Genomic DNA, 24,572 nt, shown 5'->3' with positions numbered 1-24,572 from the left:
ACGTGACAGAGACAATCGAGTGCCTGCTGGATCGTGCCCGCCAGGGAGATGCTGAGGCCGTGAGCATGCTCTACCAGCGCTTTTTGCCTGGTGTCTTTAGCTACATTGCGGCTCGCGTCCCTGACCGGGCGACTGCTGAGGATCTGACCTCGGAGGTCTTCCTCCAAATGGTCGAAGGCCTTGCCCGTCTGAGGGCACGAGATGAGGCCAGCTTTCTCGCCTGGCTCCTGAGTATCGCGCGTCTCACTGTGGCTGGCTACTATCGCTCGCGCGAAAAGGAACCGCTACTTCTCTCGCTGCAAGACCAAGGCCGGCAAGCCTCGCCTGCAGACTCGCCGGTCGGGCCGATTGATGATGCTGAGCGTGATCCTCTTGCGCTGATAGAAGGTCAGGAGGACTGGCAAGCCGTTGTCCAGGCGATCAATCACTTAACTGAAGAACAGCGTCAGGTCCTCGTGAGCCGTGTGATTCTGGGGTATGACCTTGCCACTGTTGCGCGGATGCTAGGCAAGCAAGTAAACGCAATCAAAGCGCTGCAGTTTCGCGCTTTGCAGCGTCTGCGCCGCCTCCTGGGCGATGGGTCTGGCTCCCTACGTGTTGCTCAGAAACGGAAGGAGAGGGTACCATGAAGCCGCTCGATGAGCGCCTTAATGATTACCTTGAGCGCCTCTTGAAGGAGCAGGAGGAGGCGAGGCACCCGCAGGGCGGCTGCCCGGAGCCGGCGTTAACCCAGGAGCAGAGTCCGAGTCCAGATCTGGAGAGTCTTGTGGGCCTGGCGTGGCGTCTGCGACATGCGCCCCAGCTGCAAGTCGACCCTGAGTTCGCCGGACGATTGGAGCGGCGTCTAGTCGACCGTTATGCGGAATTGCGTCAACGGAGCCAGAAGCGGCGGCCTCTCTTTACCGCACTTCGCTTGCGTCCTGTGCGTCCTGCCCTGGCTATTGCTCTCAGCCTGTGTCTATTGCTTTGTTTGTTCTGCACGAGTCTGCTGGTTCTGGCTGCTCAGGTCACCGATCCTACTAATCCGCTCTACGCGCTCAGGCGTTGGGAGCAGCATGTCGAGATCCAGCTGTCCAGCAATCCGGCCAGCCAGGCGACCCTGAACCTGCAGATGGCGCGAGAGCAGCTCAGTGTGCTCGCCAGGCTAGCTGACTCGGGCCGGGGGGAGGCATATCAACAGGGCCTCCTTGATCTTGACCGACAGATAGATGCTGCCGCTTCAGCCATCGAGAGACTACCGGCAGGTTCCCAGCGCGACCAGCTGACCAGGGATCTGGCAGCGCTGAAGTCCGACTCGATCCACGAGCTACGTCACCTGCTCTCTCGCCTTGGGCTGCCAGAGCGCCTGGCGACTACTCGTGAATTGGGACAGTTGGGAGATACGGTTCCCACGCTGGTGCACGTGACTGTGGTGCTGCAGTCCCATTCTACTAATGGCCTCGTGACTATTACCCTGACGGGAAGCGATCTCCAGCCGGGTGCGCAATTGCTGGTGAACGGCGCGGTGGTCGAGGCGCACGAGACTCAGTGGCAAAGTCAAGGACTGGTAGTCTTTGTAGCCAACTGGCAAGGGAACCAGCGCCTGCAAAGTCTGGGTATCCTCAATCCTGATGGAACAGTGGCCCAAACTAACGCCATCACGCTCACTAGCTCTGGAGAGAGCCGTCAACATGGTGGCAGCAGCAAACCCACGAGTACGCCCACTCCTCACGGTAACAAGCCAACGGTGTCCCCTCCGTCGCACGGTGACCAATCACTGGTCCTTCCCCTGCCCTATGGGGCACGGCTGGAAGCATTCACTGAACCAGGCTGCGGAGGAGAGAGGGAACATACGGCCACACCAGGGTGCAAGGTGATGAAGACCTGAGAGGGCCAGTTGAGGTTACCCACCTGCCCCGCAAGGGTGGCTGGCGTGTTCTCTCCTGTGGCGTTAGCCTGCTGGTCGCTGCCAGGGCTTGGTCTCTCCCTTCTCTCCTTCCATCGTCCGGCAGTATGCTCGCCCGGTTCCGATCGGGAAAACGGCTGAGCTGGCGCTGACCAATGTGCAGTCTGCTCAGATAATGTGCCTGTCCGGACTTGAACTGCTGGGACTGGGACTCGGGGATATGCCGGAGCCTGTGGCTGAGGGAATGCACCTGCTGTGGGCATGGATCAAAGTAAGGCGATACGCTCCAGGCTGAGCTTGAGTAAACACCTCTCAGGGCTGTGGAAGATGCCTGGAAGCGCTCTGATCTTCACAGCAAGGGCATTGTCATTGTCTTGGTCCTTTGGATGGCTGCGCGAGATGAGAGCTACTTACTTGCTTGGAAGGAACCTGCCAGCCTGGCGACGCGCTTCCTCCAGGGCGAGCTGTCTCACTCCCTCAGAGGAAGGCTCGTCTATTGATCTCAGTGACGGTATGTGTCCCTGCCTGTAAGCAGAAGCCCTGCTACAGGGGGCCAATGACGGGCTTAGATGATGGGGGCCTGAATGGTGCCGGGACTCATAGCGGCCCCTTCCTACTTAACTAAGCATCATTGAGGCCCAGACGTATAATCCCAATTGTAGCCGGGTCGGCCAGAAGACCTGGCCAGACAGGAGCAGGTTGCGCTATGGCTTCTGAGAAGATCCGCTTTTCCAAGGAAAAAGAGACCATGCTCATGACCCTGAGCGGGCGAGCGCTTCAGAGTCAATGGAAGCAGCCCATCTTACGCGACCCCTGGGCTGAAGCAGCGATGAAGCAGATCGATTACGATATCCGCAAACAGTATCGGGGACCCGGGTCGTGGAAGATGTGGGAGAAAATCGGCTGTACCATCATTGCCACACGAGCAGCAACGTTCGATTTGCTGGCGAGCCGCTATCTGGCCGAGCATCCTGAGGTGGTGGTTCTCCATGTTGGCTGCGGCATGGACAGCCGGGTGTTCCGTCTCGATCCGCCGGCCTCCGTTCTGTGGTTCGATCTTGATTATCCCGATGTGATCGGTCTGCGTCGTCGCCTCTTCCCCGAGCGAGAGGCCTATCGCCTGATCGGGGCCCCGCTCTCAGATCTGCACTGGTTGGATGAGGTTCCGCGGGATCGGCCAGGGCTGCTAATCGCTGAGGGAGTGCTGCACTACCTGAGTGAGATAGAGGTCAAAGCGCTGCTCAATGCCGTGGCGGCCCACTTTCCCAGTGGCCAGCTGATCTTCGACATCTGCAACAGGTTGATTGTGAAGCGAGCAGGCTCAAACGTTGGAGGCACAGGAGCCACCTATAGGTGGGGCCTCGATGATCCAGAGGAGATCAGGCAGCTAGAGCCAAAGCTGAATCTTGTCCAGGAACTCAGGCCCAGCGAACTCGTCGCCTTCTCGCGCTTCCCACTCTGGGTACGGGCACTGTTCCGCCTTATGGAGATCAGTCCCGCGCTGTGGCGGACCGAAAGGATCGTCGTCTATCGCTATGGGTAGGTATGCAGGCCCAGGGGCGAGTTAAACCCCGCCGTGTGGCTGGCCATAACCTGGTGGCTTGAGCTGAGCTGATGTCGGTCGCTCTTCCTTCTGAGCACATGCCTGGAAGGCAATGAGCCAGGCCCAAGCCAGAGCGAGAGCGTTGCTTCTGGCGCGGTTCGCGAGTGGCAGCACTGTGATTGGGACACTTGCGCTGTTGAAGACTGGGGCAACGATCAAACTCTTGGAGCAGACTGAGTGCAGACGAGGTCAGGACGGCCTTCCTGGTCATTCTCTGGGGCACGAGTACAGGACGCCGCTGTGTCTGCCTGTCTGTCTGCGAGCTGCTGGTCAAGAAGATACGCTCTCGCTGCTGTCCCCTCAATCTGTTCGTCTAGCCATCCTCAGTGAGAATACCTCATCTCTTGGAGATACTACCAGAGCACTATACCTCTATAGTTGAGATAAAGCCACCGATATTCCTGACAAGCTGCGAGGTTGTAGACGCTCTCTCTGTGTCTACCCATTCCATAAAAAATTGGTAAAAATTGGAGACTTTGCGCTTGTTCCTTGCTATATACATTGACAGATGCCTGTCCTCTTCTTTACACTCTTCACTGAACTATCCATATTCATGTTCTATAGCTGGTAGAGCTTGCGGAATGGTTCAGGATCTTTGTGCTCTCCCAGCGACACAGTGCCAGAGAACAGCGGGACAAGCGAAGTGAGGAGAGAGGAAAGGAGAAAGAGATGCCCTGGTGGTTTTTCCGTCGGCGCGGCGGGAGTGCTCTGTCGACGGACGTGACAGGTCGCACCAGTGGGACTGGTTGGCGCCTGCAGGGCCGGCGCCGCTACCTGCGGGCGCAGCCCTACTTGTTGCCCAAGGATCTCGGCGAAATCAATCGGCTCGATTTCCAGCACTATGTCTTGCGTGCCGCGCTGCGGGGGAACTACCTGGCGCCGATTGGACAGCCGAGGCGCATTCTCGATGTAGGCTGTGGGACCGGGCGATGGGCCATTGAACTGGCGCAACAATTTCCGCAGGCGGAAGTGATCGGGGTGGATGTGGAGCAGGCCAAGAGTACGAATCGCATGCCCTCGAACTATCGCTTTGTACGAGGAGACATCTTGCAGGGTCTGCCGTTTGAGGAGAACGCATTTGATTTTGTGCATCTGCGCTTGCTGATTCTGGCCATTCCGCTGGCGGCCTGGCCGGGGGCCGTGCAGGAGCTGGCACGAGTGACCGCTCCGGGTGGCTGGGTTGAGCTGCTTGAGACAAGCATCAGTCCAGGCGACTGGGGAACCTGCGGGCCGGCGATGCAGCAGCTGCTCGACTGGATGGGGCAGCTGGCGGCGCTGCGTGGGCTGGATACCGAGGGCGTGGTGGTGCGCTCGTTAGAACGCTATCTAGCAGAGGCTGGTCTGATCAACATCCAGCGCCGTCCCCTGGAGGTCCCGGTTGGCACCTGGGGTGGGCGCCTGGGTTCGCTGATGGCCCTGGACTTTAAAGAAGGGGCCAAAGCGGTGAGTGGGCTGATCGCCGCGCGCTTTGGCCGCTCAGAGCAGGAGGTCCTCGATATTATCGAACAGGTTAATCACGAGTGGAACGCGCTGCAGACAAAAGGATATTTTATGATTGTCTACGGACAGAAGCCGCTCGCTGGCTAATCTGCCAGGCGTAGTCTGGCTTCCTCTCTGGCTCGGGCGTCTCGATCCTGGTCAGCAGCGCCTGACTGAGAACGCGGGCAAGAGAACATGGCTGGCACTGTCCCCCCTGCACGCGCCTAGACATGCTCTCTTGCCCTCTGCATCTCTCGCGCTTCGGTCACACTGTTATCGCTGTATGTTCCAGACGGGCGGTCCGACAGGCGCAGGCAGGCTACGCTGGACAGGAAGGTAGAGAGCGACAAGACCGTCCTTTCTTGTCCCCGTCTTCTGGACTAGTGACGAGGAATAGCGCGCTGGCAATCTGGCTACTCCCCTCGCGATATTTCCTATAGGGGTATGGGCCAGCCTGACTGCCAGAGATCGATCAGCATCGCTCACTCTCCCATCAGCGGCCTCTGCCTCGTCACAGAGAGACCACAGTGCTGGCCGTGTAGCCCACCGCCTGCTCCACTATACCTCTGGCTGTATGCCAGCGTACCGACCAGTGGACCGGGCGCTCGCCTGTAATCTGCAGCTGCCAGCCGTCTGCAGCGGTGGGCAACAGCTGCCATTCCGTAGCTGCACCACTGGCGTCCCAGACAATGCTCCCACGACCTGGAGCGCCAGGGTAGACCTCCAGCGTCAACTCGTCGGGGGCCTCCTCGTGCAAGAAAGCCCGTTCCGGCCCGAGCGGCAGCACGCTACCAGCGCGCACATAGACGGGCAGAATCTCCAGCGGCGCCACTCGCGTCACGTAGCGTCCCCCCTCCAGATGCTCATCGCTCCAGAAATCGATCCACTCCCCGTCAGGAAGATAGAGGCGGCGGGCCACTGGCTCACGCGCCTCACTAAAGACTGGTGCCACGAGCAACGCCGGGCCGAGCAAGTAGGCATCATCGATCACGGCGGCAGTCGGATCTTCTGGGAATTCGAGCAGCAGCGGGCGCAGCATCGGCAGGCCGTGGGCATGGGCCTCCCAGGCCAGGCTATACAGGTAGGGATTGAGGCGCAGGCGAAGCCGCGCATAGCGGCGGAAAATGGCCAGGGCTTCCTCTCCGAAGGCCCAGGGTTCCCGCGGCGTGGTCCCGTGTGCCCGTGCTAGTGGTGATAAAAGGCCGAATTGGGCCCAGCGAATATACAACTCTGGCGATGGCGGCGGCCCATAAAAGCCCCCGATGTCATGGGCCCAGAGGCCCGGAGCACTCAGGGCCAGATTCAAGCCTCCGCGCAGAGAGCAGGCCATCGCCACCACATCGGTTTTGGGATCACCACCCCACTGAGCCGGATAGCGTTGCGTACCCGCCCAGCCGGAGCGCCCCCAGACAAAGCCGGGCCGTCCCGTCTCCTGGGAAATCACCTCATGAACAGCGGCGTTGTAGAGCAGCGGATAGAGATTGCGCAGCTCATGGCCGCGCATCCCATTGGCAGCCTGCGCCTCTAGCGGCACTCCCTCGCCAAAGTCCGTCTTGAAAACTGCCACCCCGGCGCGCAGCAGCGGACGATGCAGATCCTGCCACCAGGCGCGTGCCGCCGGATTAGTAAAATCGACGATCGCGCGCTTGCGACCATCGGGCGGCGGCCCCCCAAAATCGGCCCCGATCGGCTCGCCCTGCTCATCGCGCAAGAAGTAGCCTGCCCTGACCGCCTCCTGATAGCGTGGCGCCTGCTCGGAAATATACGGCAGCTCCCAAAGCGAGACCTTAAAGCCACGCTCACCCAGCTCGCGGATGAGGCCGGGCAGATCTGGGAAAGCCTCCTCGTTGACCGTGAAATCACAGGAGAGATTTGGATGCGCCAGCCAGGCTGGATCAATATGCAGCACGTCGCAAGGCACGCCCTCGGCCCTGGCCCGGGTGGCAACCTCCTCCACCTCCGCCCGGCTCTGGTAGCGGCAGCGCGAAAGCCAGACGCCAAAAGCCCAGCGCGGAGGCAGCGTCGCCCGTCCAGTCAGACGCGTGTACTCCTCCAGGATCTCGCGCGCCTCCCGCCCGAAGAATACAAACAGATCAAGGCTCGGCTCCGCGCAGCGTACCAGCGCTGCCCGCGCCGAGGGCGTCCCCAATGCCAGGGTCACAGGCGTGGGTGTATGCGCAAAGAGACCATAGCCGCGCGACGACAGCAGAAAAGGCACATTCTTATACGCCGCCTCTGTCGTCGTCCCCCAGGCGTCGATATTGAAGAGCGTAACCGCTGTACCGCGGTGATCCAGGCGTGCAAAGCGCTCGCCCAGGCCATAGAAATGCTCAGCGGGATCGATGGCCCACGACCAGTGTGCCGCCCTCCGTTCCCCTGGTGCGGAATGCAGGCCCGGCGGTGGGGTACAGAGGAGGCCATGCACATTGCGATCATCAAGCGCTGTGTGCCAGGTGACAGCCGGAGCGGCTTCACTCTCGATCTGCACCGCAAACGGATCGCGCTCCAACCTGATGCTGATCCCCTTTAGCAAAACGCGGACCCCTGTCGCTGTCTCCTCGATGGAGGGCAATGGCAGCTGCGGGCCGTAGGTTGCGGCCAGTACCTCTTCCAGGGCACCAGGCACCAGCATCCCGTAGGTCCGCTCCTGCCGTAGCGCCTCCGGCTCTCCCAGGCGCAGGCGCAGGCTGCGAGGAGACAACACCTGCAGCTCCAATGTCAAGCGTGCCTCAGCAGCCGAAGATCCGCCCTGAGCGCCTGTTTCGCGCCCTGTCCCTGTCAAATCCTCCGCCTCTGCCGGGCGATTAGGCACTCCTGTCGTCGTCATCTGCTGAGCCAGCGGCTCAGCGCTTACCACCACGGGACGGAGCGGGCCGCCCAGCGTCCGAAACGGAACCAGGGCCAGCTCGGCGCGCACTCCTCCCGGGATAGCCGTCACCTGTACCAGCCGTCTCAGATAAAAGCCCTGTGTCACCATGACCGGTCTGTCGCCGGTCACCAGCATAGCCTCGCTCATCGCTCCTCCTGGCTGCGCCGGTAGTCCTGCAAGAACGCCTCAAGGCCCGCTGTTGTCAGTGGGTGCTCGATCAGCTGCGTCAGGATCGTGTAGGCCATTGTGGCGATATGTGCACCGGCCCTGGCGACCGCCGTCACATGCACAGGATGGCGCAAGGCCGCGGCAATAATCTTTCCGGGTTGCTGCTGGACACGTAAGATCTGGGCCAGATCGGCCACCAGTGCTACGCCATCCTCGCCAACAGCATCGAGCCGACCGACGAAAGGACTCACATAGCTCGCACCCGCCGCCAGGGCTAACAGGGCCTGATTGACCGTAAAAATCAGCGTCGCGTTGATCTCAGGTTGACGGATCAGTCGCTGCTGCTGGGCGAAGCGGGCGCGGATCGGGCAGTCAGTCAAGTGGGTGCAGCCCTGGCAAGAGGCCGTGACCTTGCTTCGACTCAGGCGAGCCATCGCCTTGAGACCCTCAACGGTAGTTGGCAGCTTCACCACCACATGGGGCGACCAGGTCGCAAAGTCCAATCCCTGGGCCACCATCCCGTCGGCCTCGAGGGCCACCACCTCAACGCTGATTGGAACATCTGCGATCCAGCACAGCTCTTGCACATGGCGGCGCATCTCGCTCTCGCGCACGCCTGCGCGCGCCATATGACTGGGATTGGTTGTCACGCCGCGCAGTACCCCCCAGGCGGCAGCCGCACGCACTTCCTCTAGCTGAGCTGTATCGAGATAGAAATCCATAACCTGGCAACCTCCTTTGTTAACCTTTCAAGCCGCCGGCGGTCAGACCCGAGACAATCCGTCGCTCCAGCAGCAAGATAAGCGCCACCAGGGGCACCACCGACATCACCATGGCCGCCGACAGCACGCCAAAATTCGTCGTAAATTCCGTCTGGCTCAGGATCACGATCCCCACAGGCAGCGTGTACGTCGCCGTCGTCGTATAGTTCAGCGCAAACAGGTATTCATTCCAGTCCCCGACAAAGACAATCACCGCCGTCGTGAACAGCCCGGGGATGATCATAGGCAGCACGACGCGCACGAAGGCTCCAAGACGGCTCATGCCATCGAGAGCCGCCGCCTCCTCATATTCGAAAGGCACCTCCTGTAAAAAAGCCATCAGCATGAGGATCGCCATCGGCAGGCCAAAGACCGAATACGGAATAATCAAGGCCAGGAGCGTGCCGATCAGATGCACGCCCTGCAGCATCATATACAGTGGAATCACCTGGGAGAACGGTGGAAAAAGAGAGAGCGAGACGACGAAAAGCAGCGCCAGCCGCTTCCAGCGAAAGCGCAGGCGAGCAAAGGCATAAGCGGCCAATGTGGCCAGGACCATCGTCACCAGAGTTGAGACCAGCGAGGCAATGATGCTATTGAGATAGTAGCGCCCAATATCCCCCTGAAGGGCCTCGATATAGCTGCTCAGCGTTGGATGAGCTGGCCAGAGCGTCGCCGGGATCGAAGTGGTCTCCTGGGGGGTCATCAACGAAGTCAAGAGCGCCCAGATCAGGGGCAGAAACTGCACGACGATGATCACCGCCAGCGCAAGATAGAGCAGCGTCTGTCGAGTCAGCGGCTTCAGCAGAGGAGCGCGGGACCTTGCCGTTGGGCGAGAGGATTCTGTTGCTGGTGCTGTCGTCGTAGGAGCCAGTGCCATGCTCGTTTCTCCTTCAGCGACACCCCTGTTATCTCGTGCTTGTCCGCAGAAGCGTCCGCATATAGAGCACGATGAACAGCAGAGTAATAGCTGTCAGTACCACGGCGATCGTCGAGCCATAGCCGAAATCGCCGAACTGTTGGATCTGCAGATAGATATACAGGCCAAGATTCTGGGTAGCGTTGCCCGGGCCACCGTTCGTGAAAGCGCTGATCAGGTCAAAAGCCTGCAGCGACTCGATGGTGCGCAGAATCAGCGTCACCAGCAACACCGGGCGCAGCAGCGGGAGCGTGACACGCCAGAGGATCTGCCAGCGTGAGGCTCCGTCGACGCGTGCCGCCTCATAGACCTCCTCGGGGATGCCCTGCAGTCCCGCCAGCACCAGCAGCGCCACCAGCGAATTGGCCTTCCAGATCGCCAGCACATAGATGAGCAGCGTCGCCAGCTGAGCGGAACCCAGCCAGACGATCGGGTGCGCCGGGTTCAAGAGGCCCAGGTGTTCCAGCAGGCTATTGATCAGGCCGTACTGGTCGTTAAACATATAGGCCCAGATCACCGAGTTTGTGGCGGTAGGAATGGCCCAGGGAAAGAGAATAGCAGCCCGCGCCAACCAGCGCCCACGAAAACGGCGGTTGGCAAACAGTGCCAGGGCCGTTCCGCAAAGCATCTGGCCACAGACCGTCACGAGGCTATAGAGCAGCGAGAAACGCAGAGCGCTCCAAAACTGCTCATCATGGAGCAGACGTAGATAGTTGGCCAGGCCCGCGCTCGTCGTACCCAGGCCGAAAGAACCTCCCTGCTGAAAGGAAAACCAGAGCGTACTTAACACTGGGTAGACGCCCAGCGCAAGCAGGGCCAGAATCACAGGCAGCAGCATCAGCCAGGCCAGCCTCTCCTCACGACGCTCCAAAGGACCGCGAGGACTACTTTCTTTGACTTGCAGTAGCGGCGCCCCGATCGTAGCCATGAATACACCTCGTTCTTGCTTTGGGCAGAGTCACAAACGCCAGGCTCTCTGGCAGCGGGGGACAAGAGGACAGGGGGAGGCCGATGGGTTCTCCCCGGCTCGTTTGGAGACGGGAACGAGGGCCAGCATTTGCCCGGCGGCGTTGGCCCTCGTCCTCTCCTCTCTCCTCTCTCCTCCTTCCACTGCCGTGCGCGGCTTACCTCATGTCAACGACGCTACCTGTGTCTGGACACTGCTGAGAGCTTCGCTCGGGCTGGCCTGATTGCTCAGCACGGAGTTGATCGCCGCCTGCAGCGGGGTCGTGAACTGGTTATAGTTCTTCAGCGTCGGACGGTTCTGGCCGCTGTTCAAAATGCTGCCGATCTGCTTAAAGTAAGGCACCTTGGCCTGGACCGAGGCATCGCTGACCACATCGGGACGACTGGGAATCAAACCCGCGTTGAGGGCCATTGAGGTCTGCGTCTCCTTGCTCAGCAGATAGTCGATGAAGGTCCAGGCGGCATCTTTATATTGCGAATTGGCGTTGATCGCCAGTACCCAGCCGCCGGTGCAGCCGTGGCCACTGTGACCACTGGTGGCCAGCGTGGGCGCGACGCCTACCTTTCCAGCCACCTTTGAGCGCGAAGGCGTATTCGCGATTGCATAGGCGAAGACCCAGTTGCGCATGAACGGTGCCTTCCCCTGACTGAAGAGGGCCAAAATATCGTTGGGGGCATAGGTCGAGGTCCCCGTTGGCGCCAGCCGGAACTTATAGATCAGGTCGTGCATATACTGCAGCGCATCGACCTGAAGCGCACCGTTGACCTGCAGCTTGCCTGGTTCTCCAATAGAGCCGCCGGCGCCCCAGAGGAATTCCAGCCACTCATCGACAATGGCCTCGATCTTCTTCCCCGGCATCAGGTAGCCATAGCTGATACCCTGCGAAGATTCTGCAGCCAGGATGCGTTCAGCCAATGTTTGCATTTCTTCTCGGGTTTGCGGCACGCTCCCGCCGTACTTCTCGACCAGGTCGGTGCGGTAGTAGAGCATGCCGATATCCATGTAGCGCTGGATGCCATAGAGGTGGCCATTAACGCGGCCAACGGTGCGCGCGCTTGGCCAGAACTGGTTTAGGTAGCTGGAGGTGACGTACTGGTCGATGGGGGCCAGCCAGCCGGGGGTGGCGAACTGTGCGGGCCAGGTGACATCGATCTGCACCACATCGGGGGTAGACGACTGGGAGCGGAAAGCATTGACAAACTTGCTGTACTGATCGGTGGCCACTGAGGGCAGCTCGACATAGTCCACATGGATCTTGCCGGCATGCAAGTCATTGAAGCGCTTGATCTCCGCCGTTTGCTCGCCGGTGGTATCGACCAGGGCCGCGAATTGGATGGTCACAGGGCCACTGGTGGAGGCCGGTGCTCCGCCGCAGGCGGCCAGCCAGGAGCCAAGAACAGTCACCCCCAGGCTCGCCTTGACCCCCTGGCTGAGCACCCTCCGCCGTGTGAGCCTGGGGCTGCTCACCTGGTTTGGCTCTGCCTCAAGCCGGGAACCGGAACCAGCCGCTGGTCCCATCTCAGATCGTACATACTGCATCTGCGGAGCATCGTCGTTGATTACCATGTCTCATACCGACCTTTCTGTTATGCTAGACGCAAGAGGCGCAACAGGGATCAGTTCCCGCCTGTGGGCCGGCGTGGGCGCTGAGCAGCCAGTTCCTCGGGCTGTCTCGACTGATCCCTCTTCTCAGCAGTCGCTATCTTGCCTGCTCTGGCCTGACTCGCTAGAGCGCCACCTTCTCGATCTCCAGCAGCTCTGCCAGGGCCGCCAGCGCTGCGGCCTGATGGCCCGCGACGAAAGCGACATGGTGCTCCCAGCCGCCTTCAATGAGGGTATCGAGTAGCTGATGAGCGTCACAGCTGGGACGGAACACCGCTGTGTTGCCCGCGAAGCGATTGACCGACTCGTCAAGAAGCTCGCCTTCGACGTACAGCAGGCGATAGCCGCGAGAGCCAACGCCGAGGCGGGCCAGTGTAGCCGGTCCAGGACGAATGGCGAAGTTGCCGGTCACACCGATCCGGCGATTGCAGTGAACGGTAAGAGGAATCTCCTCGCCGGAGCGGGCCAGACAGGCGGGAGCATTGCCACAATGCCAGAGCGAAATCGTGCCGGCCTCCTCATTGAGCGCTACGACATCGGCTAGCAACGGGGCAGCACCGCTGAGCCACTGCAAGATCAACAAGGTAACGGCCCCGTGAAGATCAGCTTCGCAGGCACAGATGAAACCATCGTCAGCCAGGCGACCAAGGGTGGCGCAGGGCATCAGACCAAAGTCCTGGGGAAACTCCGGCCAGCAACGCACGGCCAGCCCATCAAGCTGCTCTTCCTGGAGCAGGGAGCGGAGCGCAACATAGGCGGCCCCGAAACGCCGAACCTCGTCCGGGTTAAGCGCTGACAGACCGGACGAGCCTGCCTGTGTTGAGGCAATGACCGTGTCCACGGCGCTGGCCGGGGCCTGGCTGGCCGCCTGGAAGATGCGGGTGAGGTTGATGCGATGCACGCTGGTGCCGATCACACGCCCCAGCTCCAGCTCATCGAACTGGCAGCCGTAGAAGCCTGAAGGGGCCTCGCCGACGAGGCCAAGGCGGCTCGTGCGCAGGCGTCTACGCGTCGCGGCGGCGCGAGCCAGAGCCTTGAGCGGCTCAAAGAGACCGGCCTCTCCGGGATCGCCGTAGAGGTAGCGAACCACCCGTCCTGTTTTGTGCAGGGCGTGGGCCGCCAGATGGACACCACAGAGAGAATTGAGCCAGAGCCGCTCACCGGGAGACCCCGGCTCGCGCAAGGCCCACAAACAGACGGGCGCAGAGATATGAGCGGCCAGCTCGACGGCCATGCTGGCGTCACTGAAGGTGGCGCACAGTAAGACAAGGACGTCTGGCTCTCGCTCTTGGAGGTGAATGGCGCTCTGGCGCGCGGCCTGGGCATCCATCAGAAGAGAGGTGTCGCCGTAAACGGGCCACCCCTCTTGCTGAAGGGCTGCCAGGGCCTTCGCCGCCATCTGCTCGGCATAGTCGACGGCAAAGGTAGGGCGCGCAATACTGGCAAAGGCTAACACCGGTAGCGGTGCTTCTCGTCGGTTTTCGCGGTTCATGATCACTTGCTCTACCTGGCTTTGCTCACTCACTGGGCTGGCCAAGACAGGGCCGTCCCGACCTGGCCTGACGTGACAACCTGATCTTGCCCTCGCGTCCCGGTTCGCTTCGGACGCGGGTTAGCGCTCGCGCCCTGCAGCTCGCAGTACCAGGGCCTCAAGGGCGACGCTGGCAGCCCCAACCAGGCCGGCATCTTCTCCAAAGGTGGGCGCCACCAGCTCTATGGTTTCGTCTCTGGTCAGGAAGGCACGCTGGTGTAAACAGGTGGCAACGGCAGAGAAGAAGAGGTCACCTGCCTCAGCGATCGCGCCATGCAGCACGATGCGGCTCGGGTTCAAAATATCGGTGAGCGTCGAGAGGGCGATGCCCAGCGATTCGCCACAGGTGCGGACAACAGCGCGGGCCGCTTCATCTCCCTGGCGCGCGAGCGAGGCCAGGCGACGCACGGCTTCCTTTGGACTGGCCGCCTCCGATTGGAGGGCCAGGCCCTGCAGGCTGGCCAGACGCACAATGGCTGGCTCGGCGGCGATAGTCTCCAGACAGCCGCGATTGCCGCAGGCACAGCGCTCACCCTCCGGGTCGACAGTGATATGACCGATCTCACCGGCGCTCCCATGTGCTCCGCGATAGGGGTAGCCGTTGATGATCAGCCCGGAGCCAATGCCAGTGCCGACATAGACAAAGGCAAAGTCTGGCCAGAAGCGCCCCTGACCCAACAGGGCCTCACCCAGAGCCATTGCGCGCACGTTGTTGTCCAGCGCTACCGGGCATCCCAGCCGCTCAGCCAGTAAATCGCCTAAAGGGACCTTTTCCCAGCCAAGACGCGGCGCCCGCTTGACCAGGGCTCGCTCGCTGTCGACCAGGCCAACGACGCCCGCTCCCACTCCAAGAAGAGAGTTTTTCGTATATCCGTTGTCGGCAAGCAGATCGTGCAGTTTCTGGCCAATCAGGGCGACCGTCTCGTCAGGACTGAGAGGACGCGGGGTGCTCACCAGGCTGCGGACCAAAACACGCCCGCGCAGGGTGCACAGCGCCAGACGTAGCGCGCTTACTCCCTGGTGTACTGCTCCAATGAGGGGACCATCGTCCGGCAGATCAAGCAGAATAGCGCTCGCCCCCACTCGCTTGCCTGGCGCTGGACCAACCTCGCGCAACAGTCCGTCCTCGATCAGTTCACGCGTAATGTTGCTGATGGCGGCAGCGGTCAGGCCAGTGCGGTGCGCCAGGTCGATCCGCGCCAGCGGCCCCTCGCGCAAGATGATGCGCAGCACCTGCTCACGGTTGACCTCGCGTAACCCATGCCGCGTCAGACTGGTGGTCATCGCTCCTCCTCTCGCCGCGCCTTAAATTGATTTACTTAATTAATTTAAAGCCTTGTTCAAGACTATACCCGGTGATGGGACACCCTGTCAAGGGGTTGGAAGCCCCACTGGAAAGATAAGGATGACACCCAGACCCAGCTGGGAGTGGAGAGGCGGTACTCGCCGATGCGGATGATCAGTGGCGCGAGGGACACAACCCTTGACAACCCTCTCGGCGACAACTATACTCCTCATCGTGTGGTCATACCTCCTACCTCTCGAATTGAGGAGGTAAAGAGAGGAACCCAGGAAAGTCTGGCGGCCTCAGAAGCCGTCAATCCCTTCTGAAGAAGAGAACAACAAGCGGGGAGCGTTAGCATGAGCCAGGCTGACAGCCAGGCCCTGGAAGAGCGACGCGGCGCGTCGGCGGCGCCTGGTTTTCTTATTCACAACGAAGGCGACCATGTTGCCGTCGCTGTTCAAGATGTGCAGCCGGGTCGCCATCTTGCTGTCTACATGGACAGCGAGCGCGAGGTCACCATCAGCGTTTTGGAAGCCATCCCTCTGGGGCACAAAGTAGCCCTCTGCGACCTGAACGAGGGGCAGGCGGTGATCGAATATGGTTTGCCGATCGGGCAGGCGCGCCGACCTATTCAGGCCGGGCAGCATGTCCACACTCACAACATCAGGAGCATGCGATGGCAGAACAGCATTTAAGCGGCTACCGTCGTCCTGACGGTCGTGTAGGCATTCGTAACCACGTCGTTATTTTGCCCGTTGACGACCTCTCCAATGCCGTCTGTGAGGCCGTGGCGCGCACGGTACCCGGAACGCTGGCCCTGCCCCATGCCTATGGGCGGCTGCAGTACGGTGCCGACCTGGAGCTGACCTTTCGCACCCTGGCGGGGACCGGGGCCAACCCGAACGTCGCGGCGGTAGTTGTCATTGGGATCGAGCCGAACTGGACCCAGCGCATTGTTGAAGGCATCGCTCCCAGCGGCAAGCCGGTTGAAGGCTTCTCCATCGAGCGTTTTGGCGACCTGAAGACCCTGGAGAAGGCGGCTCGCGTGGCGCAGCTCATGCTGCAGGACGCCTCAGAGCTGCGCCGGGAGCCGCTGGCGCGCGAAGAAGTGGTCATCAGCATCAAGTGTGGCGAGTCCGACACCACTACCGGACTGGCCTCCTGTCCGACGGTGGCCCAGGTCGTCGATCGCCATGTCCAGGCAGGGGGCACTGTGATCTTTGGTGAGACTTCGGAATTGACGGGTGGGGAACATCTGATTGCCCAGCGCTGCATCGACGAGGCGGTGCGGGCCCGCTTCCAGGCCATGTATGAAGACTACATTCGCGAGATCGAGGCCAGTGGTGCCAACCTGCTGGGATCGCAGCCGACGCAGGGCAACATCCGCGGCGGCCTGAGCACCATCGAAGAGAAGGCCCTCGGCAATATTGCCAAAACCGGCACCGTGCCAGTAGTGGATGCCCTGGAGCCGGCCCAGGCCCCGACCAGGCGCGGCCTCAATTTCATGGACTCTTCTTCGGCGGCTGCTGAGTTCATCACCCTGATGGGAGCGGCGGGCGCCGTCTTACATTTGTTCCCCACGGGTCAGGGCAATATTGTTGGTCATCCGGTTGTGCCCGTGATTAAGATTACAGCCAATCCCTTGACGGCGGAGACGATGGCCGAGCACATTGATCTCGACGTCTCGGGGCTGCTCCGGCGCGAGTATGGCCTGCGTGAGGCGGGGGACCATCTGATGGCCCTCATTGATCGCACGATCAATGGCCGTCTGACCTGCGCTGAGGCCCTGGGCCATCGTGAATTTGTCTTGACGAAACTCTACCGCAGCGCCTGAGTGCCTGGATCAAGGGAAAAACCCTGCTGCAGGGAGCAGCTAGCTACCATAGAAGGATAAGGCATCGCTATGGCTGATCACGATCTTTCATCGACTGCCTCCCTCTATATCGCTGGCGAGTGGTGCCCTCCCGCTGAGGGCAGCCAGCGGGAGGTCCGCAATCCTGCCGATGGCTCGCTGGTGGCAGCTATTGGCTATGGCGGTCGAGCCGAGGCGCTGGCGGCAGCCGCCGCTGCGCAGGATGCTTTTCCGGCCTGGGCGGGCCTGCCGGCACGGGCGCGGGCCGATCTCCTCTTGCGGGCCAGTCTCTTGCTGCAAGAGCGGGCCGAACGCATCGGCTACCTGCTGGCCCTGGAATCGGGCAAGCGCTTGCCCGAGGCCGTGGCAGAGGTACGCTTTGCGGTGGAATATCTGCGCTGGTTCGCCGAGCAGGTACGGCGTCCGGCTGGTGATCTGTTGCGCTCTGAGAGCGCTCAGCGGCGGCAGCTCACCCTGCGGCAGCCCTGTGGGGTGGCGCTCTGCTTAACGCCCTGGAACTTCCCGGTCTCGATTCAGGCGCGCAAGATCGCTGCTGCCCTGGCTGCCGGCTGCACCATCGTCTCGCGTCCCTCGGAGAAAGCGCCGCTGGCCGTGATCGAACTCTTCCGCTGCCTGCACGAGGCGGGTCTGCCGCCTGGAGTGGCCAATCTGGTTCACGGGCCAGCGGCGGAGATCACGGAGACCTTGTTGCAGCATCCTGCTGTACGTGTCGTCAGCTTCACCGGCTCGACCGAGGTTGGGCGCCAGATTATGCGTCAGGCGGCGGAGCGGGTAGTTCGTCCTCTGCTGGAGCTGGGAGGCAACGCGCCCTTTATCGTCTTTGCCGATGCCGATCTGGAGCGCGCAGTCGAGGGGGCCATGCTCGCCAAGTTCCGCAACAATGGGCAATCGTGTATCGCGGCCAATCGCTTCTACGTAGAGGCCCCCATCTTCGCCAAGTTTGTCGAGCGCTTCGCGGCCCGCATCAACGCCATGCGTGCCGGCAATCCCGTTCAAGAGCCGATACCTGATCTCGGTCCAGTGATCGATGAGCAGCGCCAGCAGGCTCTCACCAGGCTGGTGGAGGAGGCTCAGGCGCAGGGGGCCCGCGTTGTCACCGAAGCGGTGACGGTTCCTGCCCAGGGAACCTTCGTCGCGCCGGTGCTCCTGGTTGATCTTCCTGTTGGGAGCGCGCTTGCCCAGGAGGAGATCTTTGGTCCTGTGGCGCTCGTTTTCCCGTTCGAAACGGAAGAGGAGGTCATTGCGCGGGCAAATGCTGGAGAGATGGGCTTAGCAGCCTATTTCTACACGCGCCAGCTTGCGCGATCCTGGCGTGTGGCGGAAGCCCTGGAAGCTGGCATCATCGGCTTGAACTCGCCCCTGCCCTCGGTAGCCTATGCCCCAATGGGCGGCGTGAAGCAGAGCGGCCTGGGGCGCGAAGGCTCATACGAGGGTCTCGATGAGTTTCAAGAGGTCAAATATCTCAGCTGTGAGTGGTGACCATCTTCGGGCAGCCCCGAAGGAGGATGCGCAGTGTTGATTGTTGTCAGCGAATGGCTGGCCTCGCCCGGCCCGGAATTGCTTGAGGCCTCCGGCCACACGATTTGCTTTGATCCCATCCTCTGGCGAGATCCTGAGCGTCTGCGGGAGCTCGTGGCCGAAGCTGAGGCGCTCATTGTGCGCAATCAGACGCGGGTCACGGCCTCGCTCATAGAGGCGGCGCCGCGCCTGCGAGTGGTTGGGCGCCTGGGTGTGGGACTCGATAACATCGACCTGGAGGCACTGCGATCTCGCGGGATCGAGCTGGTGACGGCGCGCCAGGCCAACGCCATCGCTGTCGCCGAGTATGTCATGGCGGCCATGTTGCATGTGACGCGCAACCTGGCGGCAGCGGATGCCAGTGTGCGGGCCGGCAAGTGGGAGCGGGAGCAGCTCGGGGGAACAGAGCTATGGGGGCGTACCCTGGGCCTGGTTGGTGTAGGGGAGATTGGGAGGCGGGTGGCCAGGCGCGCCCTGGCCTTTGGGATGAGCGTGATCGGCTATGATCCCTTTATCGGTCCCTACGACTATGCACCGGCGGAGCTAAGGATTCGTCTGCTCCCGCTCGCCGAGGTACTGGCGCAGGCCGATGTAGTGAGCGTGCATGTGCCTCTCTCGCCGGAGACCTATCATCTGCTTGATGCCTCTCGGCTGGCTCAGATGCGCTCCCAGGCCGTCTTGATCAATACGGCACGCGGTGGCATTGTCGATGAAAACGCGCTGGTCGAGGCGCTCGCCGCGGGACGGCTACGTTATGCCGTGCTGGATGTCACTGAGGAGGAGCCGCTGCCGGCGGAGAGTCCTTTGCGCTCCTGTCCTTCTGTGCTTCTCACGCCACATATCGCTGGTCTAACGGCGGAGGCCCAGGAACGGACCTCGCGCCTGGTAGTGACGGAGGTCCTGCAGCGCTTAGCCGGCCTCTCAGTCGGATAAGCAGGCGAGAACATGGCTGCGATTCGCCTGAGAGGTGGTCTCTCCGCTAAGGGGGAAGTTTCTGTCGCGAAAGGGGGAGAAAAACGATGACAGATGCGGCTGGCGTGGCGCCGGCTTTGGTAGAGGCCGCGGAACTGGAGCGGTTTGCCACCGCTGTCATGGAGGCCGTCGGACTACCGGCTGCCGATGCTCGCACGGTGGCCTGGGCGCTGGTGACGGCCAATCTAGAGGGAATTGATACACATGGGGTTTCGCGCTTGGCCCTCTATGCGCGGCGGGTCCGCGCTGGTCTGGCTGCCGCCCGTCCCCGGTTGCGCTGGAGTCATCCGGCGCCGGCGGTGGCCCTGCTCGATGCGGATAACGCACTCGGCCCGGTGGCTGCCGTGGCGGCGATGGACGAGGCCGTGCGTCTGGCCCGCAGCCAGGGTAGCGGCATGGTGGCTGTGGCCCATACCAATCATGCAGCAGCGCTCTCGGCCTATGTTGAGCGCGCGACTGAGGCTGGCTGTGTGGCGCTGATGGTCTGCAATACGCCGCCGGCCATGCCGCCCTGGGGTGGGCGCCGGGCTTTTCTCGGCACCAACCCGCTGGCCTTTGCCGCGCCCGGCGCGGCGCCCGGCGGGCCGCCGGTGGTGGTCGATATGGCGACGACCGTTGTGGCGCGTGGTAATATTATCATGGCTGCCCGTGAGGGGCGCTCGATCCCCGAGGGGTGGGCTGTTGATGCCGAGGGACGTCCGACGACTGACGCGCAGGCCGCTCTCGCGGGGGCCGTCTTGCCTATGGCCGGCCCCAAGGGCTACGCGCTTGCGCTCATGATCGAGATTCTCTCGGCAATCGTCTCTGGATCAAGCTGGGGGCCGCAGCTGCGTTCGCCGTATCAGGACTGGACGGGGCCGACCGATGCGGGCCTCTGGTGCCTGGCGTTCTCTCTACCAGCGCTGATGCCGCTGGAGGTCTATCAGCAGCGCCTGGGGGCGCTCCTGGAGGCGATCCGGCAAGAGCCTGCTGCGCCCGGTGGGCAGATTCGTATCCCCGGGGCACGACGGGCGACGACGCGGACCCAGCGCCTGGCTCAGGGCATCCCCCTTGATCCGGCGACACGCGCCGAGCTGGACGCGCTGGGTGCGGAGCTTGGCGTCAGGCCGCTTGTATGGAGAGCACCGTAGAGCAATGGGTGTCTTTCAACCGGTACAGGATGATCATCGCAGCCTGGAGGGGCGCATCGTTTCCTATATTCGTGACCTGGTCGAGCAGGGTGTGCTGACGCCCGGCGAGCGTCTGCCGCCTGAGCGGGAGCTGGCTGCCCAGTTGCGGGTGAGCCGCACGGCGCTGCGGGAGGCGCTGCATACGCTGGCGGCACTCGGCCTGGTGGAGGCGCGGCATGGCCGCGGGGTCTTTGTGGTTGGGGGATCGCTGCAGGCCACGGCGCAGCGCCTGTCGCTGGCGCTGGAGGCTCGCGAGACGGAAGAGGAGAGTGTGGCGCGCATCCGCCAGCTCTTCGAGATCCGCCGGGTGTTGGAGGGGGCCGCGGCGGAGTGGGCGGCCCAACGGGCGCAGCCGGAGCAGATTGCTGAGATGCAGGCCGTCCTCGCCAGAGATCGCGCTCTGCGCACGGCTGCGGAGGTCGATCGCGCGCTCATCAGCGAGCTGGATGGGCAACTCCACGCCTTGATTGCCGCCAGTACGGCCAATCGCCTGCTGGTCTTGCTCATGGCATCCCTGCTTGATGAGCTGGCGACGGCGCGCAGTCGCAGTCTGGTCTTACCAGAGCGTATCAGACGCTCGCTCGAACAGCATGCGGCCATCGTGGAGGCAATCGCCGCCCATGATCCGCAGGCAGCCCGTGCCTCTATGATCGCTCATCTCGACGATGTTGAGCAGGCCATCGTCCGCAGTCTGGAGGTGAAGAGCGACGTAGACAAGCGGCCTGCAGCCCAGAGTGAAGGGCAGTCCGACCTGACAGAGGGCGAAGGAGACAGCAACTAGGAAAAAACGCGAGGCGCGAGGCCGGTTTAATGGTGATACCGCTCCTTCTTGGGGCAACAATGAGCAGCGGCTAGGGGGATTGGGCTAAAGAGGTGGGTTGCGGTGCGGGAAGCCATCCCCAAAGGTGGCGAGCAGAGCGATGCCAAAAGTCGCCGTGTCGAAGAGAAAGGGCGGCTGGTACGCTCCAGCGAGCGATCAGGAAGCCGCCGAGGGCCGGGCCGAGCAGGCGAGCCAACTGCTGGCTCTGCTGGCTCAGTTGCTGCAGGGCAGTGCCTGCATGATAGTCCTCCGCTGTGAGCTGGGCATTCCAGAGAACGAGCTGTGATGGTCCGGCGAAGGCTGTCGCCAGACCGAAGGCGATAGAGAAGGCGATCACGAGAGGCAGAGAGATCATGGCCAGCGTGACCGCCAGAGCGAGCACGAAGACAAGCACACTCTGGAGCAGGTCGGGCCACAAGAGCATAAGTTTGGGAGAGCGGCCAGCCCAGACGCCGCCAATGAGCAGCAGCAGGATAGTGGGAAGGTAATTGGCCGCTAGCAGCGAGCCAACGACCAGGCTGGAGCCGGTCAGGCTGGTCACCAGCCAGACCAGGGCGATGCTATAGCAGTAGTCACCGCAGGCCGAGATAGTTTCTCCCAACCACAGCAAGCTGAAGTCTCTGGAACGGAACGGTGCCAATGCTTGCTTGACCGCAGCCGTCATGTGATACAGCAACTGCATATTACTCTCCTTCATGGCGCATCGATGTCATCCCTGATTACGGCTCAGGAAGCGCGACCCTCCAGGCGCTGCCTTTAGCTGTTCTTCTCTCTGTCGGCAGCCAACAAAGGAAGATTTTCGTATAGTACAGCTAGCTGTTCCCTCCGGACGGGGCAGGCCGGAGTCCGGCTCTGAGCGCGGGCGGAAGCTGTGGACAGGCCCAGGCGGACTATCCAGCTCCAGTAGCCAGAGGAGAGACTGAGGAAAGAGTAGCGGAGATCAGCCAATCATCACAGATAGAGCCAGATAATAAGGGGGCCAACAGGAGCAAATCAAGCAAGCTACTGGCTCGTGGCAGACAGGGCGTCGCTCGAGCAATGGGACTGGAAAGCATGACAATGGGTCGACAATGCTCAACTTGGAAAGGCTCATCGTTGCTGGCCTGCTTGGCCCGGTTCTCTCTCTCCCAAGCTTTCTGTCAAGGCGGGCGATTCTCTGCTGGCTGTGCCTGCTGTATCTGTCTAGATTATGGATGTACTTTTTTGTCTTGAGATTGTTGGGTTTATTATCATTGACTTTGATTTATGAATTATATACCATATAGTTGTGAAGATCGACTTTTGATGAGTTTCTTTCTGAAGCGTGGTAGGGGCCTCTCAAGAATGGAGTGCGGCTGAGCAATCTGCAGCGCCTATCGTTCTGGTCGCAAGAAGACGTTGTCAGGAGCTGGCTCAGTCTGACAAACGGCGTTGTTTTGCCTGTACTACGGTGTTGTAGTGTCGTGCCTGGCCAGTGCGGGGGCCAGGCTGACGTCGCGTTGACGAGAGAAAGGACGCTAGAGATGAAAGCCGTCGTCTACAAAGAACCTTTTAAAGTAGCGGTCGAGGAGGTCCCTGATCCCAAAATTCAGCATCCCAACGACGTGATTGTCCGCATTACCTCGACCTGCATCTGCGGCTCTGACTTACACATGTACGAGGGGCGCACCGCGGCGCCGCCGGGCCTCATCTTCGGTCACGAGAACCTGGGCATCGTTGAAGAAGTCGGCTCGGCGGTCACGACGCTCAAAAAGGGGGATCGCGTAGTGATGCCCTTCAACGTCGCTTGTGGCTTCTGCAAGAACTGCGAGCGCGGCTTTACCGGCTTCTGCCTGACCGTCAATCCTGGCTTTGCCGGCGGTGCCTATGGCTATGTGGCGATGGGGCCCTATCCGGGCGGGCAGGCAGAATATTTGCGGGTACCCTATGCGGACTTCAATGCGCTCAAGCTACCGCCTGGCGACGAGCACGAAGATGACTTTGTCTTGCTGGCGGATATCTTCCCCACGGGCTATCACGGTGCCGAGCTGGCGCAGGTCTCACCCGGGGAGACCGTGGTGATCTTCGGGGCTGGTCCGGTGGGGGCGATGGCCGCCTATAGCTGCCTGCTGCGGGGCGCCTCCGAGGTCTATGTCGTCGACCGCGTGCCGGAGCGCCTGAAGAAGATCGAGGAGATCGGGGCCATTCCAATCGACTTCAGCAAGGGGGACCCGGTCGAGCAGATCCGTCAGATGCGGGGAGGCGATGGCGTTGACAAGGGCATCGATGCCGTCGGCTATCAGGCCATCCAACCCGGTCAGGACAAAGAAGCTCCTTCTGCAGTACTGGAGGCGCTTATTCAGATCGTCAATCCTACCGGGATTCTGGGCATTCCTGGCCTCTACGTGCCAGCCGATCCGGGTGGAGTTGATCCGCACGCCAGAGAGGGACGCCTGCTCATCTCCTTTGGCAAGCTCTTTGAGAAGGGCCTGCGCCTGGCTACAGGGCAGTGTAATGTCAAGCGCTACAATCGTTATCTGCGCGATCTGATCATTGCAGGACGAGCCAAGCCCAGTTTCATTGTCTCGCATCATGTGCCCTTAGACAACGCCCCCACAGCCTATGAAAAATTTGATAAGCGCGTCGAGGGCTATACCAAGGTCGTGCTCAAGCCCTGAGCGAGGCGGCAAAGACAGCAAAAAACCACACGCGAGGAGGGTGGTGAGAGCGAGAACGAAGCTCTTGCCTACCCTCCTCTGTTCTACTCTCCCTGGTATCAAGGTCAATGCAGAGAACCAGCGGGGCTGAGAGGAGCCAGGGCTGGCCTTAGCCGTTATCCGTTTCTGGCAGCACAGGCAGGGGACGCACCCAGCGGATCTGCAGGTGGCTGGCGCAGAGCGGACAGCGCCGCTCGGCAGGCAGGGGCACGGCGATGAGCGCCGTATAGCGCCAGGCGCCGTCTAGATTGCGCTCCCATATCAAGCTGCAATCGGGACAAAGATGACGTTCCCAGATCACCATACGATTGTGCTTTCCAGAGAAGCAGGCCGCTTCTCTTGTGTTTTGCCTATTGGTTGCCATCTGGACGAAAGCGGCCCCAGTTGTCTGCGGGCCGCTCTTTGGCGTCGCGGCAGCGCTGGCTCGGCGTTGCCGCTCGGCAGATAGCTATTTGTGAGAGTATAGCAGACCCAGG

Annotated in this window: 20 protein-coding genes; 11 read left to right on the top strand and 9 right to left on the bottom strand. The window is 61.6% G+C overall.

Translation table 11 applies throughout. From position 1 onward, the window contains the following. Positions 1-2: 2 nt before the first annotated feature. The 4 genes from KTAU_RS11705 to KTAU_RS11690 all read left to right on the top strand — a co-directional run bounded on the left by KTAU_RS11705 (position 3) and on the right by KTAU_RS11690 (position 5,075). Entirely contained in the window at positions 3-629 is a 627-nt protein-coding gene (locus KTAU_RS11705; RefSeq protein ID WP_151728546.1) for an RNA polymerase sigma factor, read from the top strand. Continuing rightward, a complete protein-coding gene (locus tag KTAU_RS11700) occupies positions 626-1,867 on the top strand; it encodes a DUF5667 domain-containing protein (protein WP_151728545.1) in 1,242 nt (413 codons plus the stop codon). The genes KTAU_RS11705 and KTAU_RS11700 overlap by 4 nt, the downstream gene beginning before the upstream one ends. A 724-nt stretch (positions 1,868-2,591) precedes the next feature. Beyond that, positions 2,592-3,428, top strand: a complete 837-nt coding sequence (locus KTAU_RS11695; RefSeq protein WP_151728544.1) for a class I SAM-dependent methyltransferase — start codon at positions 2,592-2,594, stop codon at positions 3,426-3,428. A 729-nt stretch (positions 3,429-4,157) separates the two neighbouring features. Next, a complete protein-coding gene (locus KTAU_RS11690) occupies positions 4,158-5,075 on the top strand; it encodes a class I SAM-dependent methyltransferase (RefSeq protein WP_151728543.1) in 918 nt (305 codons plus the stop codon). A gap of 403 nt (positions 5,076-5,478) precedes the next feature. Here KTAU_RS11690 and KTAU_RS11685 read toward each other — a convergent pair whose 3' ends face one another. The 7 genes from KTAU_RS11685 to KTAU_RS11655 form a co-directional block, all read right to left on the bottom strand. Then, positions 5,479-7,983 carry a glycoside hydrolase family 31 protein gene (locus tag KTAU_RS11685; protein WP_151728542.1) on the bottom strand — a complete coding sequence of 835 codons (2,505 nt, stop codon included), beginning with the start codon at positions 7,981-7,983 and terminating at the stop codon, positions 5,479-5,481. After that, positions 7,980-8,726, bottom strand: coding sequence for a transaldolase family protein (locus KTAU_RS11680; RefSeq protein ID WP_151728541.1), 747 nt, complete (start codon positions 8,724-8,726; stop codon positions 7,980-7,982). The genes KTAU_RS11685 and KTAU_RS11680 overlap by 4 nt, the downstream gene beginning before the upstream one ends. 19 nt (positions 8,727-8,745) lie before the next feature. Next, a complete protein-coding gene (locus KTAU_RS11675; RefSeq protein ID WP_151728540.1) occupies positions 8,746-9,645 on the bottom strand; it encodes a carbohydrate ABC transporter permease in 900 nt (299 codons plus the stop codon). 28 nt (positions 9,646-9,673) lie between these two features. After that, entirely contained in the window at positions 9,674-10,612 is a 939-nt protein-coding gene (locus KTAU_RS11670; protein ID WP_151728539.1) for a carbohydrate ABC transporter permease, read from the bottom strand. 201 nt (positions 10,613-10,813) lie between these two features. Then, positions 10,814-12,217, bottom strand: a complete 1,404-nt coding sequence (locus KTAU_RS11665; RefSeq protein WP_151728538.1) for an ABC transporter substrate-binding protein — start codon at positions 12,215-12,217, stop codon at positions 10,814-10,816. A 160-nt stretch (positions 12,218-12,377) separates the two neighbouring features. After that, a complete protein-coding gene (locus KTAU_RS11660; RefSeq protein WP_151728537.1) occupies positions 12,378-13,745 on the bottom strand; it encodes a hypothetical protein in 1,368 nt (455 codons plus the stop codon). Positions 13,746-13,865: 120 nt separating this feature from the next. Continuing rightward, positions 13,866-15,068 carry an ROK family transcriptional regulator gene (locus KTAU_RS11655; protein WP_151728536.1) on the bottom strand — a complete coding sequence of 401 codons (1,203 nt, stop codon included), beginning with the start codon at positions 15,066-15,068 and terminating at the stop codon, positions 13,866-13,868. A gap of 357 nt (positions 15,069-15,425) precedes the next feature. On the opposite strand from KTAU_RS11655, the gene KTAU_RS11650 reads away from it, so the two are divergent. From KTAU_RS11650 to KTAU_RS11625, 6 genes are all read left to right on the top strand, one after another. Further along, positions 15,426-15,764 (top strand): UxaA family hydrolase, encoded by a 339-nt coding sequence (locus KTAU_RS11650; RefSeq protein ID WP_151728535.1) that lies wholly within the window; start codon positions 15,426-15,428, stop codon positions 15,762-15,764. Further along, a complete protein-coding gene (locus KTAU_RS11645; RefSeq protein ID WP_151728534.1) occupies positions 15,746-16,903 on the top strand; it encodes a UxaA family hydrolase in 1,158 nt (385 codons plus the stop codon). The genes KTAU_RS11650 and KTAU_RS11645 overlap by 19 nt, the downstream gene beginning before the upstream one ends. 69 nt (positions 16,904-16,972) lie before the next feature. After that, positions 16,973-18,421 (top strand): NAD-dependent succinate-semialdehyde dehydrogenase, encoded by a 1,449-nt coding sequence (locus tag KTAU_RS11640; protein ID WP_151728533.1) that lies wholly within the window; start codon positions 16,973-16,975, stop codon positions 18,419-18,421. Between the two features lie 33 nt (positions 18,422-18,454). After that, positions 18,455-19,393 carry a hydroxyacid dehydrogenase gene (locus KTAU_RS11635; RefSeq protein ID WP_228026419.1) on the top strand — a complete coding sequence of 313 codons (939 nt, stop codon included), beginning with the start codon at positions 18,455-18,457 and terminating at the stop codon, positions 19,391-19,393. An 86-nt stretch (positions 19,394-19,479) separates the two neighbouring features. Further along, on the top strand, positions 19,480-20,562 hold the full coding sequence (locus tag KTAU_RS11630; protein ID WP_151728532.1) for an Ldh family oxidoreductase: 1,083 nt from the start codon (positions 19,480-19,482) through the stop codon (positions 20,560-20,562). Positions 20,563-20,566: 4 nt separating this feature from the next. Continuing rightward, a complete protein-coding gene (locus KTAU_RS11625) occupies positions 20,567-21,382 on the top strand; it encodes a FadR/GntR family transcriptional regulator (protein WP_151728531.1) in 816 nt (271 codons plus the stop codon). A 70-nt stretch (positions 21,383-21,452) separates the two neighbouring features. On the opposite strand, the gene KTAU_RS11620 is transcribed toward KTAU_RS11625, so the two are convergent. Next, the gene (locus KTAU_RS11620) at positions 21,453-22,103 is read right to left on the bottom strand and encodes an MFS transporter (protein ID WP_170293234.1); all 651 of its coding nucleotides are present in this window, start codon (positions 22,101-22,103) and stop codon (positions 21,453-21,455) included. An 820-nt stretch (positions 22,104-22,923) separates the two neighbouring features. Between KTAU_RS11620 and KTAU_RS11615 the strand changes: the two genes are divergently transcribed. Continuing rightward, positions 22,924-24,057 (top strand): glutathione-independent formaldehyde dehydrogenase, encoded by a 1,134-nt coding sequence (locus KTAU_RS11615; protein WP_151728529.1) that lies wholly within the window; start codon positions 22,924-22,926, stop codon positions 24,055-24,057. 148 nt (positions 24,058-24,205) lie between these two features. On the opposite strand, the gene KTAU_RS11610 is transcribed toward KTAU_RS11615, so the two are convergent. Then, positions 24,206-24,400 (bottom strand): hypothetical protein, encoded by a 195-nt coding sequence (locus KTAU_RS11610; RefSeq protein WP_052889323.1) that lies wholly within the window; start codon positions 24,398-24,400, stop codon positions 24,206-24,208. Positions 24,401-24,572 lie beyond the last annotated feature (172 nt).

The organism is Thermogemmatispora aurantia (assembly GCF_008974285.1).
Classification (GTDB): domain Bacteria; phylum Chloroflexota; class Ktedonobacteria; order Ktedonobacterales; family Ktedonobacteraceae; genus Thermogemmatispora; species Thermogemmatispora aurantia.
The sequence above is the reverse complement of the archived record's forward strand: the minus strand, read 5'-3'. Positions and strand labels throughout refer to the sequence as shown.